This is a genomic window from Agrobacterium sp. 22094 (assembly GCF_052046015.1).
Taxonomy (GTDB): Bacteria; Pseudomonadota; Alphaproteobacteria; order Rhizobiales; family Rhizobiaceae; genus Agrobacterium; species Agrobacterium cavarae.
This window is the reverse complement of record NZ_JBQEPX010000006.1, coordinates 1-25,721: the sequence shown is the minus strand read 5'-3', so window position 1 is coordinate 25,721 and position 25,721 is coordinate 1. Positions and strand designations below refer to the sequence as shown.

Annotated in this window: 23 protein-coding genes; 12 read left to right on the top strand and 11 right to left on the bottom strand. The window is 57.8% G+C overall.

What is annotated here, in order from left to right:
• Nucleotide 1 precedes the first annotated feature (1 nt).
• Nucleotides 2–889, top strand: coding sequence for a DMT family transporter (locus tag ACTJK5_RS20710; protein ID WP_062439147.1), 888 nt, complete (start codon nucleotides 2–4; stop codon nucleotides 887–889).
• A 28-nt stretch (nucleotides 890–917) separates the two neighbouring features.
• Here ACTJK5_RS20710 and ACTJK5_RS20705 read toward each other — a convergent pair whose 3' ends face one another.
• Complete coding sequence (locus ACTJK5_RS20705; RefSeq protein WP_112956914.1) at nucleotides 918–1,820, bottom strand: LysR family transcriptional regulator; 903 nt, start codon at nucleotides 1,818–1,820, stop codon at nucleotides 918–920.
• Between the two features lie 166 nt (nucleotides 1,821–1,986).
• On the opposite strand from ACTJK5_RS20705, the gene amaB reads away from it, so the two are divergent.
• Complete coding sequence (gene amaB, locus ACTJK5_RS20700) at nucleotides 1,987–3,513, top strand: L-piperidine-6-carboxylate dehydrogenase (RefSeq protein ID WP_112956913.1); 1,527 nt, start codon at nucleotides 1,987–1,989, stop codon at nucleotides 3,511–3,513.
• Nucleotides 3,514–3,577: 64 nt separating this feature from the next.
• Here amaB and putA read toward each other — a convergent pair whose 3' ends face one another.
• On the bottom strand, nucleotides 3,578–7,261 hold the full coding sequence (putA, locus tag ACTJK5_RS20695) for a trifunctional transcriptional regulator/proline dehydrogenase/L-glutamate gamma-semialdehyde dehydrogenase (RefSeq protein ID WP_112956912.1): 3,684 nt from the start codon (nucleotides 7,259–7,261) through the stop codon (nucleotides 3,578–3,580).
• A 160-nt stretch (nucleotides 7,262–7,421) separates the two neighbouring features.
• Between putA and ACTJK5_RS20690 the strand changes: the two genes are divergently transcribed.
• Nucleotides 7,422–7,892 (top strand): Lrp/AsnC ligand binding domain-containing protein, encoded by a 471-nt coding sequence (locus ACTJK5_RS20690; protein ID WP_112956911.1) that lies wholly within the window; start codon nucleotides 7,422–7,424, stop codon nucleotides 7,890–7,892.
• Nucleotides 7,893–7,934: 42 nt separating this feature from the next.
• Here ACTJK5_RS20690 and ACTJK5_RS20685 read toward each other — a convergent pair whose 3' ends face one another.
• Nucleotides 7,935–8,501: a sigma-70 family RNA polymerase sigma factor gene (locus ACTJK5_RS20685; protein WP_062427769.1), complete on the bottom strand. Its 567-nt coding sequence runs from the start codon at nucleotides 8,499–8,501 to the stop codon at nucleotides 7,935–7,937.
• Nucleotides 8,501–8,701, bottom strand: coding sequence for a NepR family anti-sigma factor (locus tag ACTJK5_RS20680; RefSeq protein WP_062427731.1), 201 nt, complete (start codon nucleotides 8,699–8,701; stop codon nucleotides 8,501–8,503). Before ACTJK5_RS20680 ends, ACTJK5_RS20685 begins: the two co-directional genes overlap by 1 nt.
• A gap of 137 nt (nucleotides 8,702–8,838) precedes the next feature.
• Between ACTJK5_RS20680 and ACTJK5_RS20675 the strand changes: the two genes are divergently transcribed.
• Together ACTJK5_RS20675 and ACTJK5_RS20670 are read left to right on the top strand one after the other, a co-directional pair.
• Nucleotides 8,839–9,633 carry a response regulator gene (locus tag ACTJK5_RS20675; protein ID WP_062427732.1) on the top strand — a complete coding sequence of 265 codons (795 nt, stop codon included), beginning with the start codon at nucleotides 8,839–8,841 and terminating at the stop codon, nucleotides 9,631–9,633.
• Nucleotides 9,634–9,741: 108 nt separating this feature from the next.
• Complete coding sequence (locus ACTJK5_RS20670; RefSeq protein WP_112956910.1) at nucleotides 9,742–10,740, top strand: sensor histidine kinase; 999 nt, start codon at nucleotides 9,742–9,744, stop codon at nucleotides 10,738–10,740.
• A gap of 525 nt (nucleotides 10,741–11,265) precedes the next feature.
• Here the strand turns inward: ACTJK5_RS20670 and ACTJK5_RS20665 are convergent.
• Nucleotides 11,266–12,882, bottom strand: a complete 1,617-nt coding sequence (locus tag ACTJK5_RS20665; protein WP_112956909.1) for a sensor histidine kinase — start codon at nucleotides 12,880–12,882, stop codon at nucleotides 11,266–11,268.
• Nucleotides 12,883–13,220: 338 nt separating this feature from the next.
• Between ACTJK5_RS20665 and ACTJK5_RS20660 the strand changes: the two genes are divergently transcribed.
• A complete protein-coding gene (locus ACTJK5_RS20660; protein WP_112956908.1) occupies nucleotides 13,221–13,799 on the top strand; it encodes a PRC-barrel domain-containing protein in 579 nt (192 codons plus the stop codon).
• Between the two features lie 95 nt (nucleotides 13,800–13,894).
• Here ACTJK5_RS20660 and galE read toward each other — a convergent pair whose 3' ends face one another.
• The 3 genes from galE to ACTJK5_RS20645 form a co-directional block, all read right to left on the bottom strand.
• Nucleotides 13,895–14,878 carry a UDP-glucose 4-epimerase GalE gene (galE, locus tag ACTJK5_RS20655; protein ID WP_112956907.1) on the bottom strand — a complete coding sequence of 328 codons (984 nt, stop codon included), beginning with the start codon at nucleotides 14,876–14,878 and terminating at the stop codon, nucleotides 13,895–13,897.
• 133 nt (nucleotides 14,879–15,011) lie between these two features.
• Nucleotides 15,012–15,431: a hypothetical protein gene (locus tag ACTJK5_RS20650; RefSeq protein WP_111850856.1), complete on the bottom strand. Its 420-nt coding sequence runs from the start codon at nucleotides 15,429–15,431 to the stop codon at nucleotides 15,012–15,014.
• 9 nt (nucleotides 15,432–15,440) lie between these two features.
• The gene (locus tag ACTJK5_RS20645; RefSeq protein WP_153312799.1) at nucleotides 15,441–15,782 is read right to left on the bottom strand and encodes a DUF883 family protein; all 342 of its coding nucleotides are present in this window, start codon (nucleotides 15,780–15,782) and stop codon (nucleotides 15,441–15,443) included.
• A 198-nt stretch (nucleotides 15,783–15,980) separates the two neighbouring features.
• Between ACTJK5_RS20645 and nspC the strand changes: the two genes are divergently transcribed.
• Entirely contained in the window at nucleotides 15,981–17,078 is a 1,098-nt protein-coding gene (nspC, locus tag ACTJK5_RS20640; RefSeq protein ID WP_112956906.1) for a carboxynorspermidine decarboxylase, read from the top strand.
• Nucleotides 17,079–17,156: 78 nt separating this feature from the next.
• The gene (locus ACTJK5_RS20635; RefSeq protein ID WP_062427740.1) at nucleotides 17,157–18,395 is read left to right on the top strand and encodes a saccharopine dehydrogenase family protein; all 1,239 of its coding nucleotides are present in this window, start codon (nucleotides 17,157–17,159) and stop codon (nucleotides 18,393–18,395) included.
• A 135-nt stretch (nucleotides 18,396–18,530) separates the two neighbouring features.
• Here the strand turns inward: ACTJK5_RS20635 and ACTJK5_RS20630 are convergent, their stop codons facing one another.
• Nucleotides 18,531–18,770 carry a DUF2934 domain-containing protein gene (locus ACTJK5_RS20630; protein WP_111850860.1) on the bottom strand — a complete coding sequence of 80 codons (240 nt, stop codon included), beginning with the start codon at nucleotides 18,768–18,770 and terminating at the stop codon, nucleotides 18,531–18,533.
• Nucleotides 18,771–19,486: 716 nt separating this feature from the next.
• On the opposite strand from ACTJK5_RS20630, the gene cysP reads away from it, so the two are divergent.
• The 4 genes from cysP to ACTJK5_RS20610 all read left to right on the top strand — a co-directional run bounded on the left by cysP (nucleotide 19,487) and on the right by ACTJK5_RS20610 (nucleotide 23,343).
• On the top strand, nucleotides 19,487–20,473 hold the full coding sequence (gene cysP / locus ACTJK5_RS20625; protein WP_153312798.1) for a thiosulfate ABC transporter substrate-binding protein CysP: 987 nt from the start codon (nucleotides 19,487–19,489) through the stop codon (nucleotides 20,471–20,473).
• 120 nt (nucleotides 20,474–20,593) lie between these two features.
• Nucleotides 20,594–21,415: a sulfate ABC transporter permease subunit CysT gene (gene cysT, locus ACTJK5_RS20620; protein ID WP_153312797.1), complete on the top strand. Its 822-nt coding sequence runs from the start codon at nucleotides 20,594–20,596 to the stop codon at nucleotides 21,413–21,415.
• A 3-nt stretch (nucleotides 21,416–21,418) separates the two neighbouring features.
• The gene (gene cysW, locus ACTJK5_RS20615; RefSeq protein ID WP_112520724.1) at nucleotides 21,419–22,312 is read left to right on the top strand and encodes a sulfate ABC transporter permease subunit CysW; all 894 of its coding nucleotides are present in this window, start codon (nucleotides 21,419–21,421) and stop codon (nucleotides 22,310–22,312) included.
• Nucleotides 22,309–23,343, top strand: a complete 1,035-nt coding sequence (locus ACTJK5_RS20610) for a sulfate/molybdate ABC transporter ATP-binding protein (protein ID WP_153312796.1) — start codon at nucleotides 22,309–22,311, stop codon at nucleotides 23,341–23,343. The genes cysW and ACTJK5_RS20610 overlap by 4 nt, the downstream gene beginning before the upstream one ends.
• An 81-nt stretch (nucleotides 23,344–23,424) precedes the next feature.
• On the opposite strand, the gene ACTJK5_RS20605 is transcribed toward ACTJK5_RS20610, so the two are convergent.
• Nucleotides 23,425–25,365, bottom strand: coding sequence for a M23 family metallopeptidase (locus ACTJK5_RS20605; RefSeq protein WP_112520722.1), 1,941 nt, complete (start codon nucleotides 25,363–25,365; stop codon nucleotides 23,425–23,427).
• 61 nt (nucleotides 25,366–25,426) lie between these two features.
• Nucleotides 25,427–25,721 (bottom strand): hypothetical protein (locus ACTJK5_RS20600; RefSeq protein ID WP_440613138.1); only part of this gene is annotated, 295 nt, incomplete at its 5' end.

Here is a 25,721-nt window from a genome sequence, read left to right as displayed (position 1 = left end):
CATGCAAAAAGGTTTTCTTCTCGGACTGCTCGCTTACGCCAGCTTTTCCTGGGGAGACGCCACGATCAAGTCGCTTGGTCACCAGGTTTCGGTGTTCGAGATCGGCTTCTTCAGTATCCTGTCCTCTGCCGCCATCATCTTCTTCACCAAGCCACGGGAAGAACGGTGGCGCGAATTCTGGCGCATGAGCCGGCCTTTTGCGGTGCATGGGCGCGCAATCTCAGGCCTGCTCGCCGGCATCCTCGGCATCTATGCCTTCACGACGCTGCCTTTGGCGGAAGCCTATGCGCTGATCTTTCTGTCCCCGCTGTTCGTTACCATCCTCTCCGCAGTCGTGCTAAAGGAAGACATCGGGCTCTGGCGCTGGTCCGCGGTTTTTGCCGGGATCGTCGGCGTGTTCCTTGTCGTGCGACCGGGCTTCAAGGCCTTGGAACTCGGTCACCTGGCGGCAGTCGGTGTCGCTCTTCTGGCAGCAATGACGATCGTCATTTTGCGCTCGCTAGCCGGCCGTGAAAAGCGCACCTCGATCATGGGCGTGCTGCTGGTTTACGGCCTCACCTTCAACGGTATCTTGGCTATTCCGCATTTTCATGTCCCGACATTGCATCAGGTCGGCGCCTTTATCATCATCGGCATTTGCACGGCGGTCGGCCAGATCACGTTGCTGACGGCAACGAAGATCGCGCCTGCCAGCCAGATTGCGCCGTCGCACTATTCGCAGATCCTCTGGGCCGTGGGGATCGGCGCTTTTTTCTTCGCCGAGTATCCGGACACGCTTGCGGTGTTTGGCCTGATCGTGATCGCCAGCGCCGGGCTGCTCACGATGATGCGTGAAAAAATCCGGCTTGGGACCGTGCGCTGGAATCCGTTTTTCCGCAACCGCCTGTAACGATGTCGGCTTGGAGGATGTCCACGCGTTACAGCGGCCTGCCAACCTGCTCCAAGAGCCAGGTCTGGAACGCTTGCGCCAGTACATTGTCCTGCCGCCCCTCCGGAAGAGCGATGTGGTAACTCTTGTCCGTCGCGAGCGGCACATCGAACACGACGGCCAATTGGCCTGATACCAGCTCGGCCTCGATCAGATATTTCGGCAGAAGCGCGAAGCCAAGTCCACTGATGGTCGCTTCAATCAACATCGAAAACTGGTCGAAGCGGCTACCGCGATATGCGCCCTCCGACGCGATGCCGTTCATCTCGAACCAATCGGTCCAGAGTTTTGGGCGGGTGGTGACGTGCAACAGAGGCTTGGACAAGAGGTCTGAATGGGTCTTGGGCGTGTGTTTCGCGAATAGCGACGGGCTTGCGACCGGGACGATGACCTCGTTGCAGAGGAAGGTGCAGGTGCCGCGCGCCCAGACCGGCTGTCCGTAATGGATTGCGATATCGAAACTCTCTTCGTCGAAATCGAAAGGCTGGGATCGCGATCCGACGGTCAGAACCGTTTCCGGGTAGAGCGCCATGAATTTGTGCAGGCGAGGGGTCAGCCAGCGGCTGCCGAAGGTGGGCAATGTGGCGATGGAGAGCGATGCGCTGGAGGTTCCCGCCGTGACTGCGCGCACCATCAACTGCTCGGACTGGTGCAAAAGCTTCTGCACGCCGGGCAGGAACTTGCGGCCCGCATCGGAGAGTATAACCCGCCGCCTGATGCGCTCGAAGAGCAGCATGCCGGTCTGTGCCTCGAGGTCGCTGATCTGCCGGCTGACCGCACTTTGCGTCAGGTTCAATTCTTCCGCTGCCCGGGTAAAGTTTCCATGCCGTGCAGCGCATTCAAACGCCTGCAGCGTGACGATATCGGGAACCAGTCGTCTGCGCGTATCCATTCCTGCCTCGCATCAACCCACCCGCTTTCCTCATTTGAAATGGGTGGTTCCAGACGTATATGATCTGGAAAGAGAATGAAATGGGTGGTTCGCACCCGACCAACTGCCTCGAGCCATCTCCCGCGTGCCGGAACAACAGGTGGCGAAAATCGTCAGGAGCCAGAATATGTCCGCAGCCAAAGTCGATGTCGTGAAGGAAGCAGCCGCGCTTCTGTCCAAGATGGGCGTCTCGTCCGATCTCTATCAGGGTGGCGACATGGCCTCCTTCAGCCCCGTGACGGGCGAGCAGGTCGCGAGCCTCAAGACGGTTTCCCCTGCAGAGGTCACAGGTATCGTCGAGAAGGCGGATACCGCGTTCCGCGCCTGGCGCCTGGTTCCCGCGCCGCGGCGTGGCGAGTTGATCCGGCTTCTCGGTGAAGAGCTGCGCGCCTTCAAGACCGATCTCGGTCGCCTCGTCTCGCTCGAAGCCGGCAAGATCTCGTCCGAAGGCCTAGGCGAAGTGCAGGAGATGATCGACATCTGCGATTTCGCCGTCGGCCTGTCCCGCCAGCTTTACGGCCTGACGATTGCGACGGAACGCCCCGGCCATCGCATGATGGAAACCTGGCATCCGCTCGGCGTCGTGGGCGTCATTTCCGCCTTCAACTTCCCCGTTGCCGTCTGGTCCTGGAATGCGGCGCTTGCCATCGTTTGCGGCAACTCCGTCGTCTGGAAGCCGTCGGAGAAGACGCCGCTGACGGCGCTTGCCGTGCAGGGTATTTTCGAACGCGCGGTCGCCCGCTTTGGCGATGCGCCTGAAGGTCTCAGCCAGCTTTTGATCGGCGATCGCGCTGTGGGGGAAGCTTTGGTCGATCATCCGAAGGTCCCGCTGGTCTCGGCCACAGGCTCGACGCGCATGGGTCGCGATGTCGGTCCGCGTCTTGCCAAACGTTTTGCCCGTGCCATCCTCGAGCTTGGCGGCAACAATGCCGGTATCGTCTGCCCATCGGCTGACCTCGACATGGCGCTGCGCGCCATCGCCTTCGGTGCCATGGGAACGGCGGGCCAGCGCTGCACGACGCTGCGCCGCCTCTTCGTGCATGACAGCGTCTATGATCAACTGGTGCCGCGTCTGAAGAAAGCCTATTCTTCCGTCTCCGTCGGCAATCCGCTTGAAACGTCTGCCCTCGTTGGCCCGCTGGTCGATAAGGCCGCATTCGACGGCATGCAGAAGGCGCTCGAGGAGGCTAAGGCGCATGGCGGTGTGGTCGCCGGCGGCGAGCGCGTCGATACCGGTGCTGCCAATGGCTATTACGTAAAGCCCGCAATCGTAGAAATGCCCAAGCAGGTTGGCCCCGTTCTGGAAGAAACCTTCGCGCCAATCCTCTATGTGATGAAGTATTCCGATCTCGATTCTGCCATTAATGAGCATAACGCCGTCGCGGCCGGTCTCTCCTCGTCCATTTTCACGAAAGACCTTCAGGAAGCCGAACGTTTCCTCGCGGCCGATGGCTCGGACTGCGGCATCGCCAACGTCAATATCGGCACCTCCGGTGCTGAAATCGGCGGTGCATTCGGCGGTGAAAAGGAAACTGGCGGCGGCCGTGAATCCGGTTCCGACTCATGGAAGGCCTATATGCGCCGGGCCACCAATACGGTGAACTACTCCAAGGCGCTACCTCTGGCGCAGGGTGTGTCGTTCGACATCGAGTAAAGTCGCGCGACTAACGCGAAGAGTCGAAAGGCTGGCAGAGAATTTTCCTGCCAGCCTTTTTCGTTCAGCCAATCGACATCAGGCTGGCATTGCCGCCGGCAGCCGTCGTGTTGACGCTGACGGATACTTCCTCAAGCAGCCAGTTGAGATTGTAGGGCTGGGTTACGCCCTGAACCTCTTCCATCGATGCGGCCTGAACCAGCACGAGCGGGCCTTCCAGCGTGGCGATCCGGCTGTTGACGGCGCGAACGCGATCCGCGTCCCCTTCCACCAGCGCGCCAGCGAAGGGTCCAGCGGCCTGCCAGTCGGCGCTCCAGGACAGGCGTGTCTTGACCGACGCCGGGGCCGTTGCCAGAGCATCTTCCAGACCGCTGTCCTTGTCGACGACGACGGTGTTGCCGCTCGCAAGTGCCGCCGCAAGCTGGCGATAAAGACCGTGCGTGGATACCGGCGCGAGCAAGACTGTGCCGCGCGGATGAAGCGCGTAAATATTGCGCTCGCCAACCGGACCGGCAAGCTCCGTCTCGAAGGCGAGCGCCGATGACTGCGCGGAGGTTCTCGCCACTTCCGCCGCCTGCGTTTCGTTCTTGCCGTCCAGCCATTGTGCCAGATCGATAACCGCTTGATCCTTATGCTGAGCAGCGCGCTCTACCAGCGGAGCAACACGTGTCAGCCTGCCAAGATAGAGCGGGCCGCCGGCCTTGGGGCCTGTACCCGATAGGCCGCGGCCGCCGAAGGGCTGAACCCCAACGACTGCGCCGATGATGTTGCGGTTGACATAGAGATTGCCCGCCTTCACCCGCGACAGAACATGTGCGATCGTCGCATCAAGGCGCGTATGCAGACCAAAGGTCAGGCCGTAACCGGTTGCGTTGATATCGTCGATCAACTGATCAAGCTTTTCGCGCTTGAAGCGGATGACATGCAGGACAGGGCCGAAGACCTCGCGCTTCAAATCGGCAAGCGACTTCAACTCGATGATGGTTGGAGGCACGAAGGTGCCGTTCTGACTGTCACCGGCGAGCGAAATCTGCTCGATCGTGTTGCCAAGGCCGCGCATGGCTTCGATATGCTTTTCGATATTGTCCTTGGCTTCCGCGCTGATCACCGGGCCGACATCGACCGAAAGCTGATCGGTGCGGCCGATGCGCAATTCATGGAGCGCGCCCTTCAGCATCGTCAGCGTCCGCTCAGCCACATCGTCCTGAAGGCAGAGAACGCGAAGCGCCGAGCAGCGCTGGCCGGCGCTGTCGAAAGCAGAAGCGATCACGTCCGCCACCACCTGTTCGGCAAGCGCCGAGGAGTCGACGATCATGGCGTTCTGACCGCCGGTCTCGGCAATCAGCGGAATGGTGCGTCCGTCACTCGAAACACGCTCGGCAAGCTGCTTCTGGATCAATCGCGCCACTTCGGTGGAGCCGGTAAACATCACGCCAGCTGTCTGCGGAGCCGCCACGAGCTGCGCGCCAGTCTGGCCTGCACCAGGCAGAAGCTGAACAGCATCGGCAGGAACCCCGGCTTCGTGCAGAAGTCGCACGCCTTCGGCTGCGATCAGCGGCGTTTCTTCCGCAGGCTTCGCCAATACGGGGTTGCCGGCAACGAGAGCCGCCGCAACCTGGCCGATGAAGATCGCCAGCGGGAAGTTCCATGGGCTGATGCAGACGATCGGTCCGAGTGGCTGTTGCAGCAGGCCGAATGTGCTGCGTGCTTCCGCCGCGTAGTAGCGCAGGAAGTCAATGGCTTCCCGCACCTCCGCGACAGCATTGGGAGCCGATTTCCCGGCTTCGCGCATGATGAGGCCAAGCAGGGTTGGCATCCGCGCCTGCATGAGGTCCGCTGCCTTTTCCAGGCAGTATGCGCGCGTCTCGGTGCTGGACTGCGGCCATGATGAGGATGCTGCGACCGTTAGCGCCGTAGCGACATCCTCCTGCGTCGGTTCTGTCACATAGCCAACGATGTCGTCGTGGTCGCCGGGGTTCTTCACCGGACGCGTCTCTCCAGAGGCGTTGGGGGCAGCAGCCTTCCACTCCATGGTAACGCTTGCGGAAAGTGCCGTGCTCAGTTCGGCGAGCGCATCCTCATTGGCAAGGTCCAGGCCGCTGGAGTTCACCCTTGCGCCATAAAGCGCTTCAGGCTTGGCGATCTTGTCATGCTGCGCGCCGGGGACCGGCATCGCTTTTACCACGGCGACCGGGTCTTCCAGCAGAGAATCGACGGGCACATTCGGATCGGCAATGCGGTTGACGAAGGAAGAGTTGGCGCCATTTTCCAGCAACCGACGAACGAGGTAGGCCAGGAGCGTTTCGTGCGTCCCGACAGGCGCATAGAAACGGCATGGGCGGTCAAGGTTCTGCTTGCCGACGACTTCGCTGTAAAGCGGTTCGCCCATGCCATGCAGGCACTGAAACTCATAGTCGCCGATTTTGAAGTCTGGGCCAGCAAGATGATAGATCGTCGCCATCGACTGCGCATTATGGGTGGCAAACTGCGGGAAGATGACGTCCCGCGCGGCCAACAGCTTTCGGGCGCAGGCGATATAGGACACATCGGTGTGAACCTTGCGGGTGAAGACTGGAAAGTCTTCCAAACCGTCTAGCTGAGCGCGCTTGATTTCGGCGTCCCAATAAGCACCCTTCACCAGCCGCACCATGATGCGGCGGTTGGAACGGCGCGCGAGATCGATAATGTAGTCGAGCACGAAGGGGCAGCGGCGGCCATAGGCCTGAACGACGAAGCCAAGGCCGGACCAGTTGCCAAGATCGCTATCGAGCGCCAGTGATTCCAGCAGATCGAGCGAAATCTCCAGCCGATCGGCTTCTTCCGCGTCGATGTTGAGTCCGATGTCATAGCTCTTCGCCAAAACCATCAGCGCCTTCACGCGCGGCAGAAGTTCCGCCATCACACGCTCGGCTTGCGACCGAGAGTATCGCGGATGGAGTGCAGAAAGCTTGATGGAAATGCCAGGTCCATCATAGACGCCACGCCCGGCGGACGCCTTGCCGATGGCGTGGATCGCCTGTTCGTAGTCGCGGTAATAGCGTTCGGCGTCCTTGGCAGTGGTCGCCGCTTCACCCAGCATGTCATAGGAATACTGGAAGCCCTTGGCTTCGAGCGGTCTTGAGCGGCTGATTGCTTCCTCAATGGTCTGGCCGGTGACGAACTGCTCGCCCATCATGCGCATTGCCATATCGACGCCACGACGTATGACCGGCTCTCCGGCACGGGAGATCAGCTTCGTCAGCGCGGCAGACAGGCCCCTGTCGTTGACAGTCGAGGTCAGCTTACCCGTGATGACGAGGCCCCAGGTCGCGGCATTGACGAAAAGCGAACGACCGCCGCCGAGATGCGATTTCCAATCGCCCGTGGCGATCTTGTCGCGGATCAGCGCATCGCGTGTCGCCGTGTCGGGAATGCGCAGCAGCGCTTCGGCAAGGCACATCAGCGCCACGCCTTCCTGGCTGGAGAGGGAATATTCCTGCACCAATCCCTCGACGCCTGTACCCTTGGCTTTCGCGCGCAGCGCCTCGATCAGTCGGCGAGCCGTTGCTTTGATCGTCTGGGCTTCGCTGTCGCTGACGCTCGCCGCGTCGAGAAGGGGTGTAAGGCATTCTGGTTCAGAGCGGCGATAGGCTGCAGTGATCGCCTGGCGGAGCGCGCTCTGTTCTCGGACCTGCGGTGCGAAACGGTCAAAAATGCCAACTGGCGTTGTCGCTTCATTCAGTGCAACGGTGGATGCAGTTCCCGCCATCGGATCGGCCCTCGATTGGATTCGTGAAAAGATGAGGTGGCCTTTTGCCTTCCCCATATTGGTTCACAGAATAACACCACCGGCGAGATTGCTATGGCCTTATTTTAAGGGTAAAAAAGGAAAAACGAACTTTTATTTTCGAGTTTTGCAGGAAAAGTGGATGATTAAGGCGCAAGAAACAGGCGATCTGGATCACTTCGATATGAGGATCATGGAAGCGCTCAGCGAGGACGGGCGAATGTCCATGCTGGAATTGTCGCGGCGCGTGGGGCTTTCGAAGACGCCCTGCCAGACCCGCCTGAAGCGGCTTGTCGATGAGGGCTATATTCTGGGTTTCCGGGCGTCGCTCAATGCAGCGAAGCTTGGGCTCGAGCACATCGCTTTCACCGAGGTCAAGCTTTCCGATACGAGAGAGAAGGCGTTGGATGAGTTCAATGCAGCGGTGCGCAAGATCAAGGAGGTGGAGGAGTGCCACATGATTGCAGGCGCCTTCGATTACCTGCTGAAAGTAAGAACGACAGACATCCGCAAATATCGACGGGTGCTTGGCGAGAAAATCTCGAGCCTGCCTTCGGTCGCAAACACATCGACCTTTGTCGTCATGGAATCCGTCAAGGATACAGGGATGTGACGGGCAGCGTCAGTGGGCCACCCGTCATGTTATTGAACGCGATCAGCGAAGACCCATTGCAGCAGTCACTGCCGTGGTCTGGGCGTCAGGACCGAACTCGTTTTCGTTTTCGATGCCGAGAAGTTCTTGCAGACGCATTCGCGCACGGCTGACACGGCTCTTGATCGTGCCGACAGGGCAACCGCAGATCTCTGCAGCTTCTTCATAGGCAAAGCCGGAAGCACCGATCAGCAAAATGGCTTCACGCTGATCGTCTGGCAATTTTTCAAGCGCCTGGCGGAAATCGTGGAGGTCGACCGAGCCATGCTGTTCGGGCGGGACGGACAGGCGCGAGGTATATGCGCCGTCTGTGTCCTGAACCTCACGGCCGGATTTGCGGATCTGGCTGTAGAACTCGTTTCGCAGGATGGTCACCAGCCATGCACGCATATTCGTGCCAGGCTGGTAGCTTTCCTGCTTAGCCCAGGCCTTCATGATCGTGTCCTGGACAAGATCGTCAGCGCGGTCGCGAGAGCGAATAAGGGATATAGCGAATGCGCGCAGATTTGGCAGAGCCGCCAGCATTTCGCGTTTGAAGTTGTGGCCGTCTTTTTCCACGTCTTGTGTCATCATTCACCCGAAGCTTTCGATCTGCGCTCAGCCTCGTCAAGCTTTTCGAGAAGGTCGAGGAACTTGTCCGGGATACCTTCATCCTGGACAGCGTCGTAAAGTTCTCTCAATTTCCGGGTGATGACCGCTCGTCCGGAATCGGGCACACTTGGCCCCGCTCCGTTATCAGACGAATCCTGATCCGATTGAAACATGCTCATGAGTGCGGGTATTCCTTTTGTGACGCTTTATAAATGCGCTCACAAAAAAAACGTTCCAGGCCTGCGGAACTTTTTTTTCCTTCAGGCATTAATCCCGCAGGTTTGCGCTGCAGACCGCATGAACAGGGGAGAATTACATGTCCGTTTCTACACGCATTGCACCGCACCTACCTTATCTCCGTAGGTTCGCGCGTGCCGTTTGCGGGTCTCAATCCACTGGCGATGCCTACGTCGCTGCTAGCCTCGAAGCTCTGATCGCCGATGTCAGCATCTTTCCGCAGACGAGCAGCGATCGTGTTTCGCTTTATCAATTGTTTGTCTCTATTTTTAGTTCCGTCACGATCAACATCAAGACGGATGAGAACCTGACAGGCTGGGAAAAGCGCGCTTCTGCCAATCTTTCGGCCGTTCCGGCTGTGCCGCGGCAGGCGTTTCTGCTGACCACCGTCGAAGAGTTTTCTCCCTCGGAAGCCGCTGAAGTTCTTCAGGTTCCGGAAAGCGATATCGGCAAGTTGATCGATGAGGCGGCGTCCGAAATCGCCCGCCAGGTTGCGACTGACATCATGATCATCGAAGACGAACCGCTGATCGCGATGGACATCGAGCAGATGGTGACCGATCTTGGCCATAACGTCACCGGCATCGCCCGCACCCACAAGGAAGCGCTGGAACTGTTCCATCGCACCCAGCCAAAGATGATCCTTGCGGATATCCAGCTCGCTGACGGCAGTTCCGGCCTTGACGCGATGAAGGACATCCTTCAGATGACGACCCTTCCGGTCATCTTCATCACCGCCTTCCCTGAGCGTCTGCTCACCGGTGAGCGGCCTGAGCCGACCTTCCTTGTGACCAAGCCTTTCAATCCAGATATGGTTAAGGCGCTGATCAGTCAGGCTCTGTTCTTTAATGAAAGTTCACGTGTTGCCGCGTAATTCATGCTGAGTGTCGTTATGTCCCGCAACTCTTGCGGCTGCTGGACGTTTGACGCAAGGATAGTCGGCGCGGGCGCTTCGCGGCTCGACGTCGTTTTCCGCTAGGAGATGAAATTGCATCGGCTCGCGTGGCACAACAGAGACCGAAACGAAGGTGAATTGCATGATTCGCTGGTGTTGGCTTTGCTCGACTCCGGCGAAACTGTCATGCTGCAGGATCGTGACCGGGATTACATATTCATTGCCAATCTGCCGGACGTTTGGAACCTCCCGACGGAGCGGGAAGACGAGCCTACGGACATCAACATCTTCGGCAAGGACCTTGCTCAGCGTCTGTCGGAGTTGAAGAAGGACCTTAGCGCTGCGGGCAGCCGCGGTACGCTTGAGGTGATGGCGGGCAAGGACAGGATATTTCAGTTCCATGTCTATTCCACGGTCAACATGTCTGGCCAGGGAGTGTTGAAGACGACGATCCGCGAGGTCACCGTCGAGCGTCGCCGTGAACAGTTGCTTCGCTCGCTATTGCGCGAGGTCAGTCATCGTTCGAAAAATCTTCTGGCAATCATCCAGAGCCTTTCGGCACAGACGGCACGGTTCAGTTTCACCAAGGAAGATTTCCTGCGGAAATTCCGCGGGCGGCTGCATGCGCTGGCACAATCTCAAGATCTGATCACGGATTCCGACTGGCGCGGCGCGGAGATTTTCGAATTGTTGAAACAGCAATCGGATCTCTACCTTCCAGAATATCCTCACCTTGTTCAAATGAAGGGTGAGAACCTCCTGCTCAATCCGAATGGCGCTCTCTATGTGGGGCTGGCCTTTCACGAACTGGTGGTGAATACCGTCAGCCACAGCCCCAACCTGGCGCTTCACTTGCCCATCACGCTGGAATGCCGGCGCGACGGGGATTTCTTCGAAGTGAGCTGGAGCGAACCGCTCTCTCCGGATGATATGCCCGCATCGCAAGAGAGCGACCGCCGAAGCAACTTTGGTAGCGTTGTCCTCGAAAAGGTGGTGCCAGCAGCCCTTGCAGGGGAGGCGCGGTACGACATCTCGGCCAGTGACATCGGATATACGCTGCGCTTCCCTGCTCCGGTCGCGTCCTGACGTGAAAGACGTCCTTTGCGTGGAAACCTTCACGCAAAGCGCTATGGGATGGGCTCGAGATCGGGATCGATTTTTTTCAGCCCATATGCATGTCGAAAGAACTGGTGCGCCGCTCAGCACGTCCTAAAGCATGATCCACGTAAAAGTGTGCGGCGGTTTGTGACAGCGACATGCGCTACGCGACCTAGGGCGTGGAGCGAATCTGAACATCGAGCCATGCTTTACAGGACACGCGCGGTCATCTCAGCGCGTCTTCGACCAGCAGGCTATCTCAGGTGATGAGCTGAAGCGTACATTATCGACGGAGGACATTCCCCGCGTCTCCGCGTGAGTTGGCGAGTGAGGACTGTCGATCAATGACCCAAAAACAGAAAAACACGGCTCGGGGGAGAGCCGTGCTATTCAGGGGCAGGTTTTCAGGGGCAAAACCTGCTGCGCCGGGCCTCTAGGCGGGGACGGGGAATTGGCCTGGCGTGCTGAAGAAACGTACGCACCTATTCTTGGTTCCAGAGGCCCAACGATATTTTACGCAGTCTCTGGGCTAGAATTTTTTTTGAGCAGCCGCTCCACGGGCGCGGTCATAGACCAAGTAAACCCGGTTTGCGCATAATCCGTTGAAACGACAGCAGAAAATGCGCTTTCCGCATGGCGCTTTATGATCGTAGAGCCAAATCCCCGACGAGAAGGCTGGCTGGCCGGCGGGCCACCCGTCTCGGTCCACTCCATCGTCACGCTATCGTGATCGGTTGAATTAAGAGCCCAATGAAGCCGCACGCGTCCTTCCCTGACCGAAAGCGCGCCGTACTTGATCGAGTTGGTGCTCAGTTCGTGAAGGATGAGGCCGAGATTTTGCGCAGCTTCGGGCGATAGGAGGAAATCCTCGCCTGAGATATCGACCTGATGGGCTGTCGAGCCAAACACCTCAAGATGGCCTTTCACCAGGCGGTGGATCGGCAGGCCTTCCCACTGGACCTCGGCCAGTGCCGAGATCGACATGGCGAGACCTCGGAGTCTGTGATCGACTTCCTTCTGCAGTTCGGGAACGGTCGTGTTCTCCCGCGCCAATTGGCGCATCATCGCCTGCACCAGGGTCAACATGTTCTTGGACCGATGAACCAGTTCATGCAAAATCAGCTGGTTACGGTCTTCTGCCTGACTACGATCGAAAGACGCGTTGGAGAGTGCCACACCGACCTGGTTGAGTTCCTTGACGTTGGTTTCGACGCGCGAGACGATTTCGCCTTCGCCGATGCGTTCAGCCACGGCGACGAGTTGTTTGACGGACTGCCGCAATTGCCGGCCGACAAGGTAGGTGCCAAGGACTGCAGCCAGGACGATGAAAAGGCTGCCGATCAACATCTGCCGCCAGGTGCTGCGCAAGGCCGAGTCGCTACGGTCTATCGCGCCCGCCACGACCGCTTTCCAGGGCCAGCCGGGAAGTTGGGCGTAGGCATAGATGTTGTTATGAGCGTCGGTGAAGCTCCCGCTGAAAGCCGACATGCCGGCCGCAAGTTTTGCCGGCTCATAGGCGATACCGGGCGCTGCCTGTTGCATATTGCTTGAAATCACCACGCGCCCGCCGCTGTCGATCACCGATGCCGACCATCCAGCGGGGATTGCGTCCGTGGAGATCAGGCTTGAGAGATCCTTCGCGGCTTGCGTAACGATCAACACGTCGCCAGCGGCTGCGAGCTGACGGGGCAGGGGAAGGGTGACGGTGAACACCCATTCCTTCCGATTCGTGGCATAGAAGATGTTCGAAAGCATGATCCGCTTGGCATCGATCGCCTCCTGAATATGGGCATCCGCAGGAACCTGGCCTAGAGGCTGCCCGTAGGGAATGCGCGTATTGACCTTCTGAACGCCGTCGCGCGTAGCGACCACCACATAGATGTTTCGCTGGCGCAGGCTTTCACTGACGCGCTGATGGAAACTGGCGAGATCGCCATCTTCCAGTTCCGGAAACTGCACGAGGAGATTAAGCGTGGTGCTCAATTCCTGAAGACGTCGCTCGATGTTGCGGCTGATGGCGCGGGCATCGTCGACGGCTTCACGCTGCAAATCTTCCCGTTCATCCGCTTCAAGCCGCAACATCAGATAACCGGCAAAAATAATCAGCGGCAGGGTCACCAGCGTCGTCATGATGACGATGTAGGTGCCAATCGATGCTGTGGGAGACAGTCTGGCGAAGAATGCTCTAAACCTGGAAATTGTCGTGCCCTTATACGTCCATAAGTGTCATCTTTTATGCTGAATGACGCACAGATAATAGCTGTCTATTTTGGCGGCACAATGCTGTTCCTTGCGGCAGGGAGCGATATCTATAGGCTTTTTTCTCCTTTCACCCTTTGTTGATGAGGGTGAAAAACCCGGAACCAATTTTGCCGTCGTTTCGTTTGCCCGGCGAACAGGTTGACGAAAAGGACAGATGAACTGTCACCAGCCAGTTTGGTTTAACGACGATGAAAGGAAGGTACGAGATGAAAAAGACATTGACCCTTATCGCGACGGCCGCCCTCATGGGTTCAACAGCGTTCGCACCGCTCGCCATCGCCCAAGACGCAACTCAGGCTGCGCCAGGCACGACGGCGCCCGCAAGCCCGAACGCCGCACCGGCAACCCCAGTCATGCCGACAACTCCTGGCGCGACTGACACCTCCGCGAATGCTGGTGCAGCATCCGGCTCCTATCTGACGGAGCAGGCAGCCAACCAGATCAGCGCCAATGATTTCATCGGCAACTCGGTTTACACCTCTGCCGACGAGAGCATCGGTAACGTGACGAACCTCATCCTCGAAGAAAACGGCGGCATCGTCGCTGCTGTGGTCGGCGTCGGCGGATTCCTCGGAATCGGCACCAAGGATGTTGCCGTCCCGATGGACAAGCTCACGATGACACGTGACACCAACAATGGCACGGTCCGCCTGACGACGACCGAAACCGCTGAATCGCTGAAGGCAGCGCCCGAGTTCATGACCCTCAAGGACAAGAACGCGAACGCAAGCACCACGGCACCAGCGGCAACGGACACCACGCAGACAGGTGCCACCAAGCCCTAATCCCGTTACGGGAGAGGAGCGAGAGTGAGCATGATGCTCTTTCTCAGAACACCGGCCTCATTGGGGCCGGTGTTTTTTTGTGCTGAATGGACCTCTCAACGCTCCGCATTGTGGGTCGAATGCCAACGCCATGCGGAGGAGATGATATCCTCCAGTGTATAGCGCGGCTGCCAACCCAGGACCTCCCGGGCCTTGTCGTTATTGGCCACAAGCGTAGTGGAGTCGCCTTCGCGCCGTTCGGCGAATTCCACGGGGAACGGGCGGCCTGAGACTTTTGAAATCGCGTCGAGCAACTCCTTCACCGTCGTTCCAGTCCCGGTGCCGAGGTTAAGTTCTACGGTCTCCCCGCCAGACAAGAGATAGTCCACCGCGCGGACATGCGCATCGGCAAGATCGAGGATGTGGATATAGTCGCGCACGCAGGTACCGTCGCGGGTGTCGTAGTCGGTGCCAAACACCTTGAAGCCCTGACGGCGGCCTAGGGCCGCCTCGATCGCGAGCGGAATGGCATGCGTTTCGGGCTTATGCCACTCTCCGATGCGGCCTTCGAAATCAGCACCCGCCGCGTTGAAGTAGCGCAGCATCACAGACTTCAGATCCTTGTAGGTGCTGAAATCCTTGAGCGCCTGCTCCACGATCCATTTGGTTCTGCCGTAGGGATTGATCGGAGCCTGGGGATGGCCTTCATCCAGCGGTACACGTTCCGGCAGACCATAGGTCGCGCATGTGGATGAGAAGACGAAGGCTTTTACGCCGGCGTCCATCGTCGCGGACAAGAGGGTCAGGGCGCCAATGACGTTGTTATCGTAGAAGGCGACCGGGTTCTTGACCGATTCACCCACCTCGATGAGGGCTGCGAAGTGAAGAACCGCCTCGGGCTGATGCTTGGCGAAGACCTCGTCCAGTCGCGCCTTGTCGCGAATATCCCCTTGCTCGAACGGTCCCCAGCGAACAAACTCTTCATGACCATTGGAGAGATTGTCGAAAACGACAGGTTCGTAGCCGCGTTCTGCAAGCAACAGGCAGGTGTGCGAGCCAATATATCCGGCCCCGCCGACAACGAGAACTTTCTTCCGCATCCAACATCCTTTCAAAAAGAGACTGTTGGAGACTGCGTATCATTTTGTCGGAAGAAGGGTAGGGGGAATTTTTTGGAAAAGACCGCAAGGTAAATGCGCGCCCCTTGGAAACCGAGGGACGCGCAGAAGAGTTCTACTTCTTGCGAATTGTCGTGCGTGTTGTGATGAAGCCAAGCGCCATCGCAATCAACAGCGTCGTGAACGGACGTTTTCCAAGAGCACCCGCCGCCATGGCCTCAACAGCCAATGGCGCTGTTGCAAGCGGAGACGCAATTGGTGCACGGCGGTACGCCGTCGGGCGACGAAGAATTGCCAGCCAGACCAGCATGATCACGCCAAGCAGGAATGCGACGCCGGCGATGACCAACGCGGCTGGGCCAGCACCGATCTCCTTCGCAAGATAGATCGAGCCGCCGATGCCGCCAGCGATCACCGCAACCAGGAAGAAGAAGCCGGCGAGCACCCTCAGCACGATACCGGTCTTTATCCTGCGCGTGACGAAGGTGCCTTCCCGCTGTGTATCGCCCAAATAGAGCAAAAATGCTTGAAGCATGTTTGCGCCTTATCGACGCGTGACAAGGGCAAGAAGGAAGCCGGTTGCGACAGCGATGCCGAGAGACTGAAGTGGATTGCGCTGAACCTGGTAGACCAGATTGTCGTTCAGGGTCTGGATTTCGTCGCGAACCGCATGAACGGTCTGCTCAGACTTCGCCATGGCATCATCGGCAACGCGCGACGCCTGTGCCTTGACCTCGTGGGAAACGCCAACGCCGAGTGCCTTGACGCTCTTTGCGAGGTTGGAAAGATCGTCACGAAGCTGGGCCAGCTGTGCGGAGACATCTTCGGCCTCTGCGCTGTCGAGGGTTTCGCGTACCTTGTCTTCCACGTTGCGAACGCTTGCCATGTTCAATCCTTTTCTAGGGTGTCAAAATGCGCCTGACCTCCAAACGTAGCGCCAAAGCTTTTGTTCCCGCCTTTTGCGAAAACCCGTCGGGGAATCGTTGCAATTGTTTTCGACAGGTTTGTTTTCCTGTCACAAGCATCATATAAGGCCGGGAAAATGATCTCATGATCTCTATCAATTGGACGATGTGACTGGCCGATGCTGCAAACACCTTACTACCTGATCGACAAGACCAAGCTTCTCCGCAACATGGAGAAGATTGCCTATGTGCGCGAAAAATCCGGCGCCAAGGCTCTTCTCGCGCTCAAGTGCTTTGCGACGTGGTCGGTCTTCGACTTTATGGCTGAGTTCATGGACGGCACCACCTCGTCCTCGCTCTATGAGGTGCGGCTCGGGCATGAGAAATTCGGTGGCGAAACGCACGCCTATTCCGTCGCTTATGCCGATTACGAGATCGACGAAGTCGTCTCCCATGCCGACAAGATCATCTTCAACTCCATCGGGCAGCTGGAACGCTTCGCCGACAAGGCGTCCGGCATCGTTCGTGGCCTTCGCCTCAATCCGCAGGTGAGTTCTTCCACCTTCGATCTGGCAGACCCCGCGCGCCCGTTCAGCCGTCTCGGCGAATGGGATGTGTCCAAGGTGGAGAAGGTCATGGACCGCATCTCCGGTTTCATGATCCACAACAATTGCGAGAACAATGATTTCGGCCTCTTCGACCAGATGCTTGGCCAGATCGAGGAAAAATTCGGTTCGCTTCTGTCGCGTGCGGAGTGGGTCAGCCTTGGTGGTGGCATTCACTTTACCGGCGAGAATTATCCTCTCGACCAGTTCTGCGACCGCCTTAAGCAGTTTTCCGAGAAGTACGGCGTGCAGGTCTATCTTGAGCCGGGCGAAGCATCGATCACCAAGAGCACGACGCTGGAAGTGTCGGTTCTCGACACGCTGTTCAATGGCAAGAATCTTGCCATTGTCGATAGCTCGATTGAAGCCCATATGCTGGATCTCTTGATCTATCGCGAGAACGCGAAGGTTGCGCCCAACGAGGGCGAGCACTCCTATATGGTATGCGGCAAATCCTGCCTCGCAGGCGATGTCTTCGGCGAATTCAAGTTCGAAAACGCACTCAAGGTCGGCGATCGCGTCTCTTTCCAGGATGCGGCCGGCTATACAATGGTCAAGAAGAACTGGTTCAACGGCGTCAAAATGCCGGCGATCGCCATCAAGGAACTGGACGGCAGCATTCGAACCGTCCGTGAATTCGACTTTGTCGATTATCAGCAGAGTCTGTCGTAACAGCGCGTTTTTGAAAAACGCTTGTAGCACTCTTTCTCAAAAAGCCATCCCTGCGGGGAAAAGGAGGCATCACCTGAAATGAAGAAGAACGTTCTCATCATCGGCGCCGGTGGCGTAGCACAGGTCGTGGCGCATAAGTGCGCCCAGAATAGCGATGTATTGGGAGACATTCATATTGCGTCACGCACTGTCGATAAGTGCCGCAAGATTGTCGAATCCGTACGTGAAAAGAAGAGCCTCAAGACAGAGGTGAAACTTGAGGCCCACGCGCTGGACGCTTTGGATATCGAGGCCACGAAGGCCTTGATAGAAAAGACTGGCGTCCAGATCGTCATCAACGTCGGTTCGGCCTTCGTCAACATGTCCGTTCTTCAGGCCTGCATGGACGCAGGTGTTGCCTATATGGATACCGCGATCCACGAGGATCCAACAAAGATCTGCGAAACGCCGCCGTGGTACGGAAACTACGAATGGAAGCGTGCCGCCGAATGCAAGGAAAAGGGCGTTACCGCCATTTTGGGCGTCGGCTTCGATCCGGGTGTGGTCAATGCCTATGCGCGTCTGGCCAAGGATGAGTATTTCGACAAGGTCACGTCCGTCGATATCGTCGATATCAATGCCGGTAGTCATGGCCGCTGGTTCTCGACCAACTTCGATCCGGAAATCAATTTCCGCGAATTCACCGGCGTGGTCTATTCCTGGCAGAACGGCCAGTGGCAGACGAACCAGATGTTCGAAGTCGGACAGGAATTCGACCTGCCGGTCGTTGGCAAGCAGAAAGCCTATATGACGGGCCACGATGAAGTGCACTCGCTCTCCAAGAACATGGATGGCGCGGATGTGCGTTTCTGGATGGGCTTTGGCGACCATTACATCAACGTCTTCACCGTCTTGAAGAACCTTGGCCTCCTGTCCGAAAAGCCGGTCAAGACCGCTGAAGGTCTGGAAGTGGTTCCGCTCAAGGTGGTCAAGGCCGTGCTGCCCGATCCGTCTTCGCTGGCGCCCGACTATGTCGGCAAGACCTGCATTGGCGATATCGTCAAGGGTACGAAGGACGGCAAGGATCGCGAAGTCTTCATCTACAATGTGGCTGACCACAAGGAAGCCTACGAAGAAGTCGGCTCGCAGGGCATCTCCTATACGGCCGGCGTTCCGCCGGTTGCCGCCGCGATGCTGATTGCCACTGGCGAGTGGGATGTGAAGCAGATGGCGAATGTCGAAGAACTTCCGCCGCAGCCGTTCCTCAATCTCTTGAACAAGATCGGCTTGCCGACCCGCATCAAGGACGAAAACGGCGATCGCGCCTTGACGTTCTGAAGCGACACACGCGAGCAAACGCTGCGCAGTTTTGCGCAGCATCTTCTCAGTCGATACAAAAGAGCCCCGTTCTGTGTGAACGGGGCTTTTTCATGCAGGTTGGAATTTCTGAAGCGCTTAGCTGTTCTGAAGTGCTTACTGGGCTGCAGACTTCTTGGCGCGTGTCCTGGGTTTGGTTGTCTCGGGAGCGATGGAAGCGGCTTTGACTTCCCCCTTCTTGCGGTGCGCAGGCTTGGTCGCCTTCGTGCTTTGCAGCAGAGTGAATTCTTTTTTCGCCTGCTCCCAGTGCTCGGCATCACGGCCGTGCGGGCGGCCTTCGCTCTCCCAAAGTGTGTAAGCCCGCTTGCTGATCCACTCTTGTTCTGAAACCTGCATGTCTATCTCCTGGAGTAACGCCTTAACCCGTAACGGGCTGTCTGCATGGTCCGGCGGCAACGCTGGACAGGAATGAGCCGCGGTCTTCTATTTCGCTAGAGCGCCGTGCGTCTTTCAGACGCACTAAGGACGCTCTATATCTTTAAATCTACGCATCATGCGTGTCCGAAAAGCGATTCCGATTTTCGGATTGATGCTGTAGTAGATGCCACGATTCTGCAGACGGTCAAGTCAATTTGCTGCGTCGCAATAGGCAGCTTTTTTGTTTTTCTCATATACTCAATACGCTTTCAGGCGCCCTGTCTTCCCTCCGTTTGATAAATGTTGCGTGATGGAGCCACCACATCCAAACTCCGCAAAAACGGGTTTGGAAGCACGACATGCGAAAAAATTTTGGCGATGCAATAAAGCGGGGCTCAAAGGCCGACATGAACCACGGATTTGCAACTGGATCGGCGCTACATCGGGTCTTTACGAGGCGTTATGGGAATCCACGTCGCGAGGTGAGATCCGCAACGCTATCGGCTGCTCCAAGAACCCGCCAGCTCGTATTTTGACCATGTATCGGCTCGGAGGTCTGCCGGAAAATTACTGCAAAAAGATCAGTCTGGGGAGTTGAACATTCTCAAGATGGGTCAGCCTGAGGTTCAGGGTTCCTCGCCGAGGCTATCTTCCTTCTCTATTCTCCGCCTCCAATGAGATCCATGGGGGCTGACATGAAACGGATTGCGCTGATTGGCGCCGCACTTGCTGCTTTGATTTCCACCGCCGTCTCCGCTGAGGAGCCGAAGACGCTTCTCAACGCATCCTATGATGTGGCGCGTGAGCTCTTCGCGGCTGAAAATGCAGACTTCGTCAAATCCCATCCGGGCGTGACGATCGACCAATCGCATGCAGGCACCTCGAAGCAGGCCCGTGCGATCGTTGAGGGGCTGTCGGCAGACGTCGTTACCTTCAACCAGGTCACGGATATCGATTTCCTCGTGAAGCAGGGTTTTGTTTCCGCCGACTGGCAGAAAGATTTCCCAAACGACGCGTCGCCCTTCTACTCCTTCCCGTCGTTTCTTGTTCGCAAGGGCAATCCCAAGAATATCAAGGACTGGGATGATCTCGTTCGCGATGACGTGAAGATCGTCTTCCCGAACCCGAAGACGTCCGGCAATGCGCGCTACACCTATTTGGCCGCTGTCTCTTTCGCCAATGAAAAGTTCAATGGCGACCAAGCCAAAGTCGACGAGTTCATCAAGAAGATCTTCGCCAACGTTCCTGTCTTCGATACCGGAGGCCGCGCCGCGACGACCACCTTCGTCGAGCGTGAGATCGGCGACGTTTTGATCACCTTCGAAGCCGAGACCCGTGGCATTGCCAAGCAGTACGGCACGGACAAGTTCGAAGGCGTTGTGCCGTCCGTCAGCCTGCTTTCTGAATTCCCGGTCGCGGTCGTCGACAAGGTCGTGGACAAGCGCGGCTCGCGCGAATTGGCGAAGTCTTACCTCGACTTCCTTTATACCGAAGAAGGCCAGCGCATTGCCGCTGAGTTCGGTCACCGCGTTCACAATGAAAAGGTTGCGGCCGAGTTCAAGGACCAGTTCCCCAGCATTCGCCTCGTCAACGTCAATGATGTTTTCGGCGGCTGGGACAAAATCCAGAAAGACCATTTCGCCTCTGGCGGAAAACTGGATGCGCTTTACGGCAATCGCTAATCGTTCTATGGCACAAATCCACATCGACCCGGCGGGATACTCGCCGGGTCGATTTTTGATCTTGTGTCTCTCCATCTTGTGCCGAGAAACAGGACCTTCGCCGATGCAAAGGGGGAAGATTTGAAACGCAATGTCCTGCCGGGGCTCAAATTGTCTCTCGGCGTCACGCTGCTTTACGTTGGCATCATCGTCGTTCTTCCCCTGGCAGCACTCGTCTTCAAGGCGGCAAGCCTTGGACCGGCGGAATATTGGAGCATCATATCCTCTCCGCGAGCCTTCGCCAGCTACCGCGTCACCGTCCTTTGCGCGCTGGCCGCAACAGTCTTCAACGTCATCTTCGGCCTCGCACTGGCATGGTTGCTGACGCGCTATCGCTTTCCGGGCTGGCGTCTGGTCGATGCCATTGTTGATTTGCCTTTCGCGCTACCGACGGCAGTGGCCGGTATAGCGCTGACAGCGCTTTTTGCTGGAAACGGCTGGTTTGGCTCTGTTCTGGCAGAGGTCGGAATAAAGGTCGCCTATACGCCGCTCGGCATCATCGTAGCGATGGCCTTCACCAGTCTGCCCTTCATCGTTCGCACCGTTCAGCCCGTGCTGGAAGATCTGGACACTGCATTGGAAGAGGCCGCCCAGTCGCTTGGTGGATCGGATCTCGAGATTTTTCGCAAGGTCATCCTGCCACTTTTGACGCCAGCGCTTCTTGCCGGGCTGTCGCTCTCCTTTGCCCGCAGCCTTGGCGAATTCGGCGCCATCATCTTCATTGCCGGCAATCAGCCCTTCTCGACCGAGATTACCTCACTACTGATCTTCATCCGGCTGGAAGAATATGATTATCAGGCGGCTGCAGCGATCGCATCCGTTCTGTTGATTACGGCTTTCGTGATGCTGGCGCTCACGAATTATCTGCAGGCGCGCGCTTTGCGCTATACGGTGAGGAGCTAGAGAATGAGCACTATTTCCTCCCGCCGTAAGCCGCCGCGCGTCGGCGATGCACCATGGGTGCGCCGAATCCTGATCGGCTTCGTTCTCATCATCGGGGCCTTCCTGGTGGTGGCGCCTCTGGCGGTCATCGCTGTCGAGGCCTTTTCTCAAGGTGTGAAGGCCTACGCCGCGACGATCAACCATCCCGATACCCGTCATGCCATCATGCTGACGGTGATCACCGCACTGATCGCGGTGCCGATCAACACGCTCTTCGGTGTCGCTGCTGCCTGGGCGATCACCAAGTTCGACTTCTGGGGCAAGCGTTTCCTGCTGGTCATCGTGGAAATTCCCTTCTCCATATCTCCCATCGTTGCCGGCGTCGCCTATCTCTTCGTCTATGGCCTGCAGGGTCTGTTCGGGCCCTTGCTGGATGCCTATGAAATCAAGATTCTCTTCGCTCTACCGGGCATCGTCATCGCCTCGATGTTCGTCACGGCTCCATTTGTTGCGCGCGAGCTCATCCCGCTGATGCAGGCGCAGGGACGCGATTTGGAGGAAGCGGCAACCTCGCTTGGGGCCTCCGGCTGGCGCACTTTCTTTTCCGTCACGCTGCCCAACATCAAATGGGCGCTCCTCTATGGCGTCGTGCTGTGCAACGCCCGTGTCATGGGCGAATTTGGCGCGGTGTCTATCGTTTCGGGCAATATTCGCGGGCAGACCAACACGCTGCCGCTGCATATTGAGCTTCTTTATCACGACTATCAGGCTGCTGGCGCTTTCGCCTCCGCCTCTATTCTCGCGGCGCTTGCCGTTATCACCATCATCGCCAAAGTCGCATTGGAGCGGCGCGGTGCAGGTCGCGGACGTAAAAAGCTGAGCGCCGCAAACGCCGTCGCCACGGAGACGATTTCATGAAAATCCGCCTGCAGAATGTCGTTAAAACCTTCGACACGTTTCGTGCCGTGCGCGGTGTCTCGCTCGATATCGAAAGTGGCGAATTGCTAGCGCTTCTCGGTCCTTCCGGCTCGGGCAAGACGACGATCCTGCGTATGGTTGCAGGGCTCGAATATACCGATGGCGGCCATATCTACTTCGGCGAGACGGATGCGACCAACATTCCCGTCCGCGATCGTGGCGTCGGCTTCGTCTTCCAGCACTATGCACTTTTCCCGCATATGACGTTGAACGAGAATATCGCTTTCGGGCTGAAAGTATCGCGCGTGAAGCGGAACCGCGCCGAAATCGAGGCCCGCGTTCAGGAGTTGCTGCGGCTGGTAAGGCTCGAGGGGTTGGGCGACAGGTTTCCCGCGCAGATTTCCGGTGGGCAAAGGCAACGCGTCGCCCTGGCACGCGCACTTTCCGTCGATCCGAAGGTTCTGTTGCTCGATGAGCCCTTCGGCGCGCTCGACGCAAATGTTCGTCGCGACCTGCGCCGCTGGCTTCGCGAAATCCACGACGAATTAGGCATCACCACGATCTTTGTCACTCACGACCAGGAAGAGGCGCTCGATCTTGCGGATCGCGTCGTCATTCTCAACCAGGGTGAGATCGTCCAACAAGGCACGCCGAAAGAGGTCTGCCGCCAGCCGAACAGCGCCTTCGTCATGACCTTTCTGGGAGACACAAACAAGGTTTCCGGGATTGCCAAGAACGGCAAGGTCTATGTTGGAGACACTGAGGTCCAGTTTGCCTACGGTCAGGCAGACGGTCCTGTCGAGATCTATGCCCGCCCTGCCGATCTGGAATGGGAGGATTTGCATGATGGGATTCCCGCGCAAGTCACCCGCGTTCTAGACAGGGCAGGGGAGCGCCGCGTGATCGCCACGACGAGAGAGGGGGAGCTTCTCGAATTCGATGTACCGCCGGAATCGTCGGTGGAAGCCGGAGATCACGGCCATGTGGTCATTCGCCGCGCCAAGATTTTCCCTGCAGCCGAGCGCGCTTAAGGTCGCTCCGCCTTGAGCGTATCGCGATCTTTCAGATTCGCTCGTTACGCTTTAGGCGCGACGGTGTCTAACAGAAGTTGATTAGCGGCTGGCGACCTGTTCGCCCTTGCCGTCGATGTTCAGCAGCGTGTCGATACGACGACGCTCATCCGAGAAGCGTGCGAGTGCTTGGCCGGAAAGGGACTTGCCGCCCGGAAGGCGAACCTTCATCGCATCCACTTTGGTGCCATTGACGATCAGCTCATAATGCAGGTGCGCGCCCGTCGAAAGACCGGTAGAGCCGACATAGCCGATCACCTGGCCCTGCGTGACGCGCGCTCCTTCGACCACGCCCTTCGCAATGGCGCTCTGGTGGTTATAGGAGGAGACATACCCATTGGCATGGCGGATCAAAGTCTGGTTGCCGTAGCCGGATGCCCATCCCGCCTTCTCAACGACGCCGTTACCCGTGGCGATAATCGGCGTGCCGCGGGGCGCTGCCCAGTCGGTGCCGGTATGCATACGGCTGAATCGTAGAACCGGGTGACGCCGCATGCCGAAACCGGATGTCATGCGACCGTTCGGAACCGGATTGCGGATCAGAAACTGGCGAATACTTTTGCCTTCGCCGTCGAAGTAATCGATGCTGCCATCATCCGGGTTTTGGAAGCGGTAGAAACGCGTCTGGTTGTCGCCGAATTTGGCATTGACGTAGAGCAATTCGGATTGTTCGGTCGCCTTGCCATCCGGTCCTTCGACCGAAAAGAAGGCCTCAAGTGAATCCGAAGGTTTCAGCTGTGCCTGGAAGTCGACGCTGCTCGCCAGAAGCTTGATAAGCTGCGAGACCATGCTCTGGTTCATGCCGTAGGCAAGAGCGGCACGATAAACGCCGTCATAAACACGCGGCAGATCGCGGTTCGCCGTCATCGGCGCGTTGCCGCCGTCAAAGGCAGTCGCGACCGCATCGAGTTTTGGCGGTTCGCTCGCTGCGACGAAGGTCTTCTGGTCGTTTGCCGCCACCGTCACGACGTGGCGGTTCTTGCGGTAAAGGCTGGCGCGAACGATATCGCTCTTTTCGTCGTCCTGCAAAATGCCGATGCGGAGAACGTCACCCGCCTGGAGATCCCCCGTTCCATTGACCGACGCAAGGGCTGTCGCGGTCTGCTTGGCCTGTTCCTTGGAATAGCCAGCGCCGAAAAGGGCAGCCTCCATCGTCTGGCTCTGCCGCACAGGAATGACGTCATCGGCAAATTCAGGCAGTTTGACCGTCGGGGCCTGCGGCGTCGACACCGACATGTTCTGTTCGACGACGCGGGCCGCCAGTCCCGCGGTGATGTCCACATCCTCATCGGCCTCGAACCGACGCGGATCGATATAGTAGAGCGCGGCAAGCTGTTCGTTGCCGTCCGTCAGGATAGAACCGTTGGAACGGACCGCTTCTTCCACCTCATCGAAGCTCATCGCGCCGGCATAGGCAAAGGGGCTGTGCTTCGTCGGGAAAGGAACCGATTTGAGGCTGACTTCCGATTCCACCTCGGACCCATAGATCGTCCCGGTTTTGCTCGCCCCGGCAGCTTCCGGCTCGTCGTCTGTGGCGAAGATGTTGAGCGGATCGAATGCCGGATAATCATCCTGCGTATTGTAATTGGCCGCGAGCGAGATCTTCACATGGGCGAAGGGGACTTTGCGAACCACTTCCTTGTCGCCATCATGAATAACTGTCGAGACTTCCATAACGGAGCGGTCCGAAGGACGCGCTGCGATATTGGGCGCCACTAACCGAGTGCCACGGCGAACAGTCTCGGAAAGGGAGTGTTCCATGTCTCCGCGCGCGAAGGCTTCTGCGGGAATGGCAAGCTGCTGACGGCCGTCGAGAGCTGCAAAGAGTGCGACGCCCATCAATATGGAAGAGGTGATCCCTGTAAGAAATGTCCCGCTCAGCCAGCGGATCGAGATCTCGCGCCGGTCGGGTGCTCGCCGGCCTTCCGCCAGAATAGGCGGCTCGGTCCCGAGCGTACGGATCATATCCCGATCCGCCGTCATGCCTGTCGCGACCGTTTCTGCATTTGATCTCCAGAAGTCATGTGACGAAGATGTGCAACTTTCAGACCGAGGAGTCAAACTTCTGCGCGGCGATCCCGACGCAGTCCCCAGCTTGCTGTAACTCTTCGTTAAGAAGTGCAGATAGGATTAAGTCGCGGCGAAAACGTGGCGTGTATGTGTGCGGCGCGGACTTCTCCCTGCTTTCTCGCAAAAACCCGCGGTGAAAGTCATGGAACTGATATGTTTCTGACACCTGTTTGACAGATTTGTGAAAATTATCTAATTGAAACAGCGACTTACAAGAAATATGGATTTTGTTGAAAAACGTCTGTTGACTTGTTTGGGGTGTGTCTCTT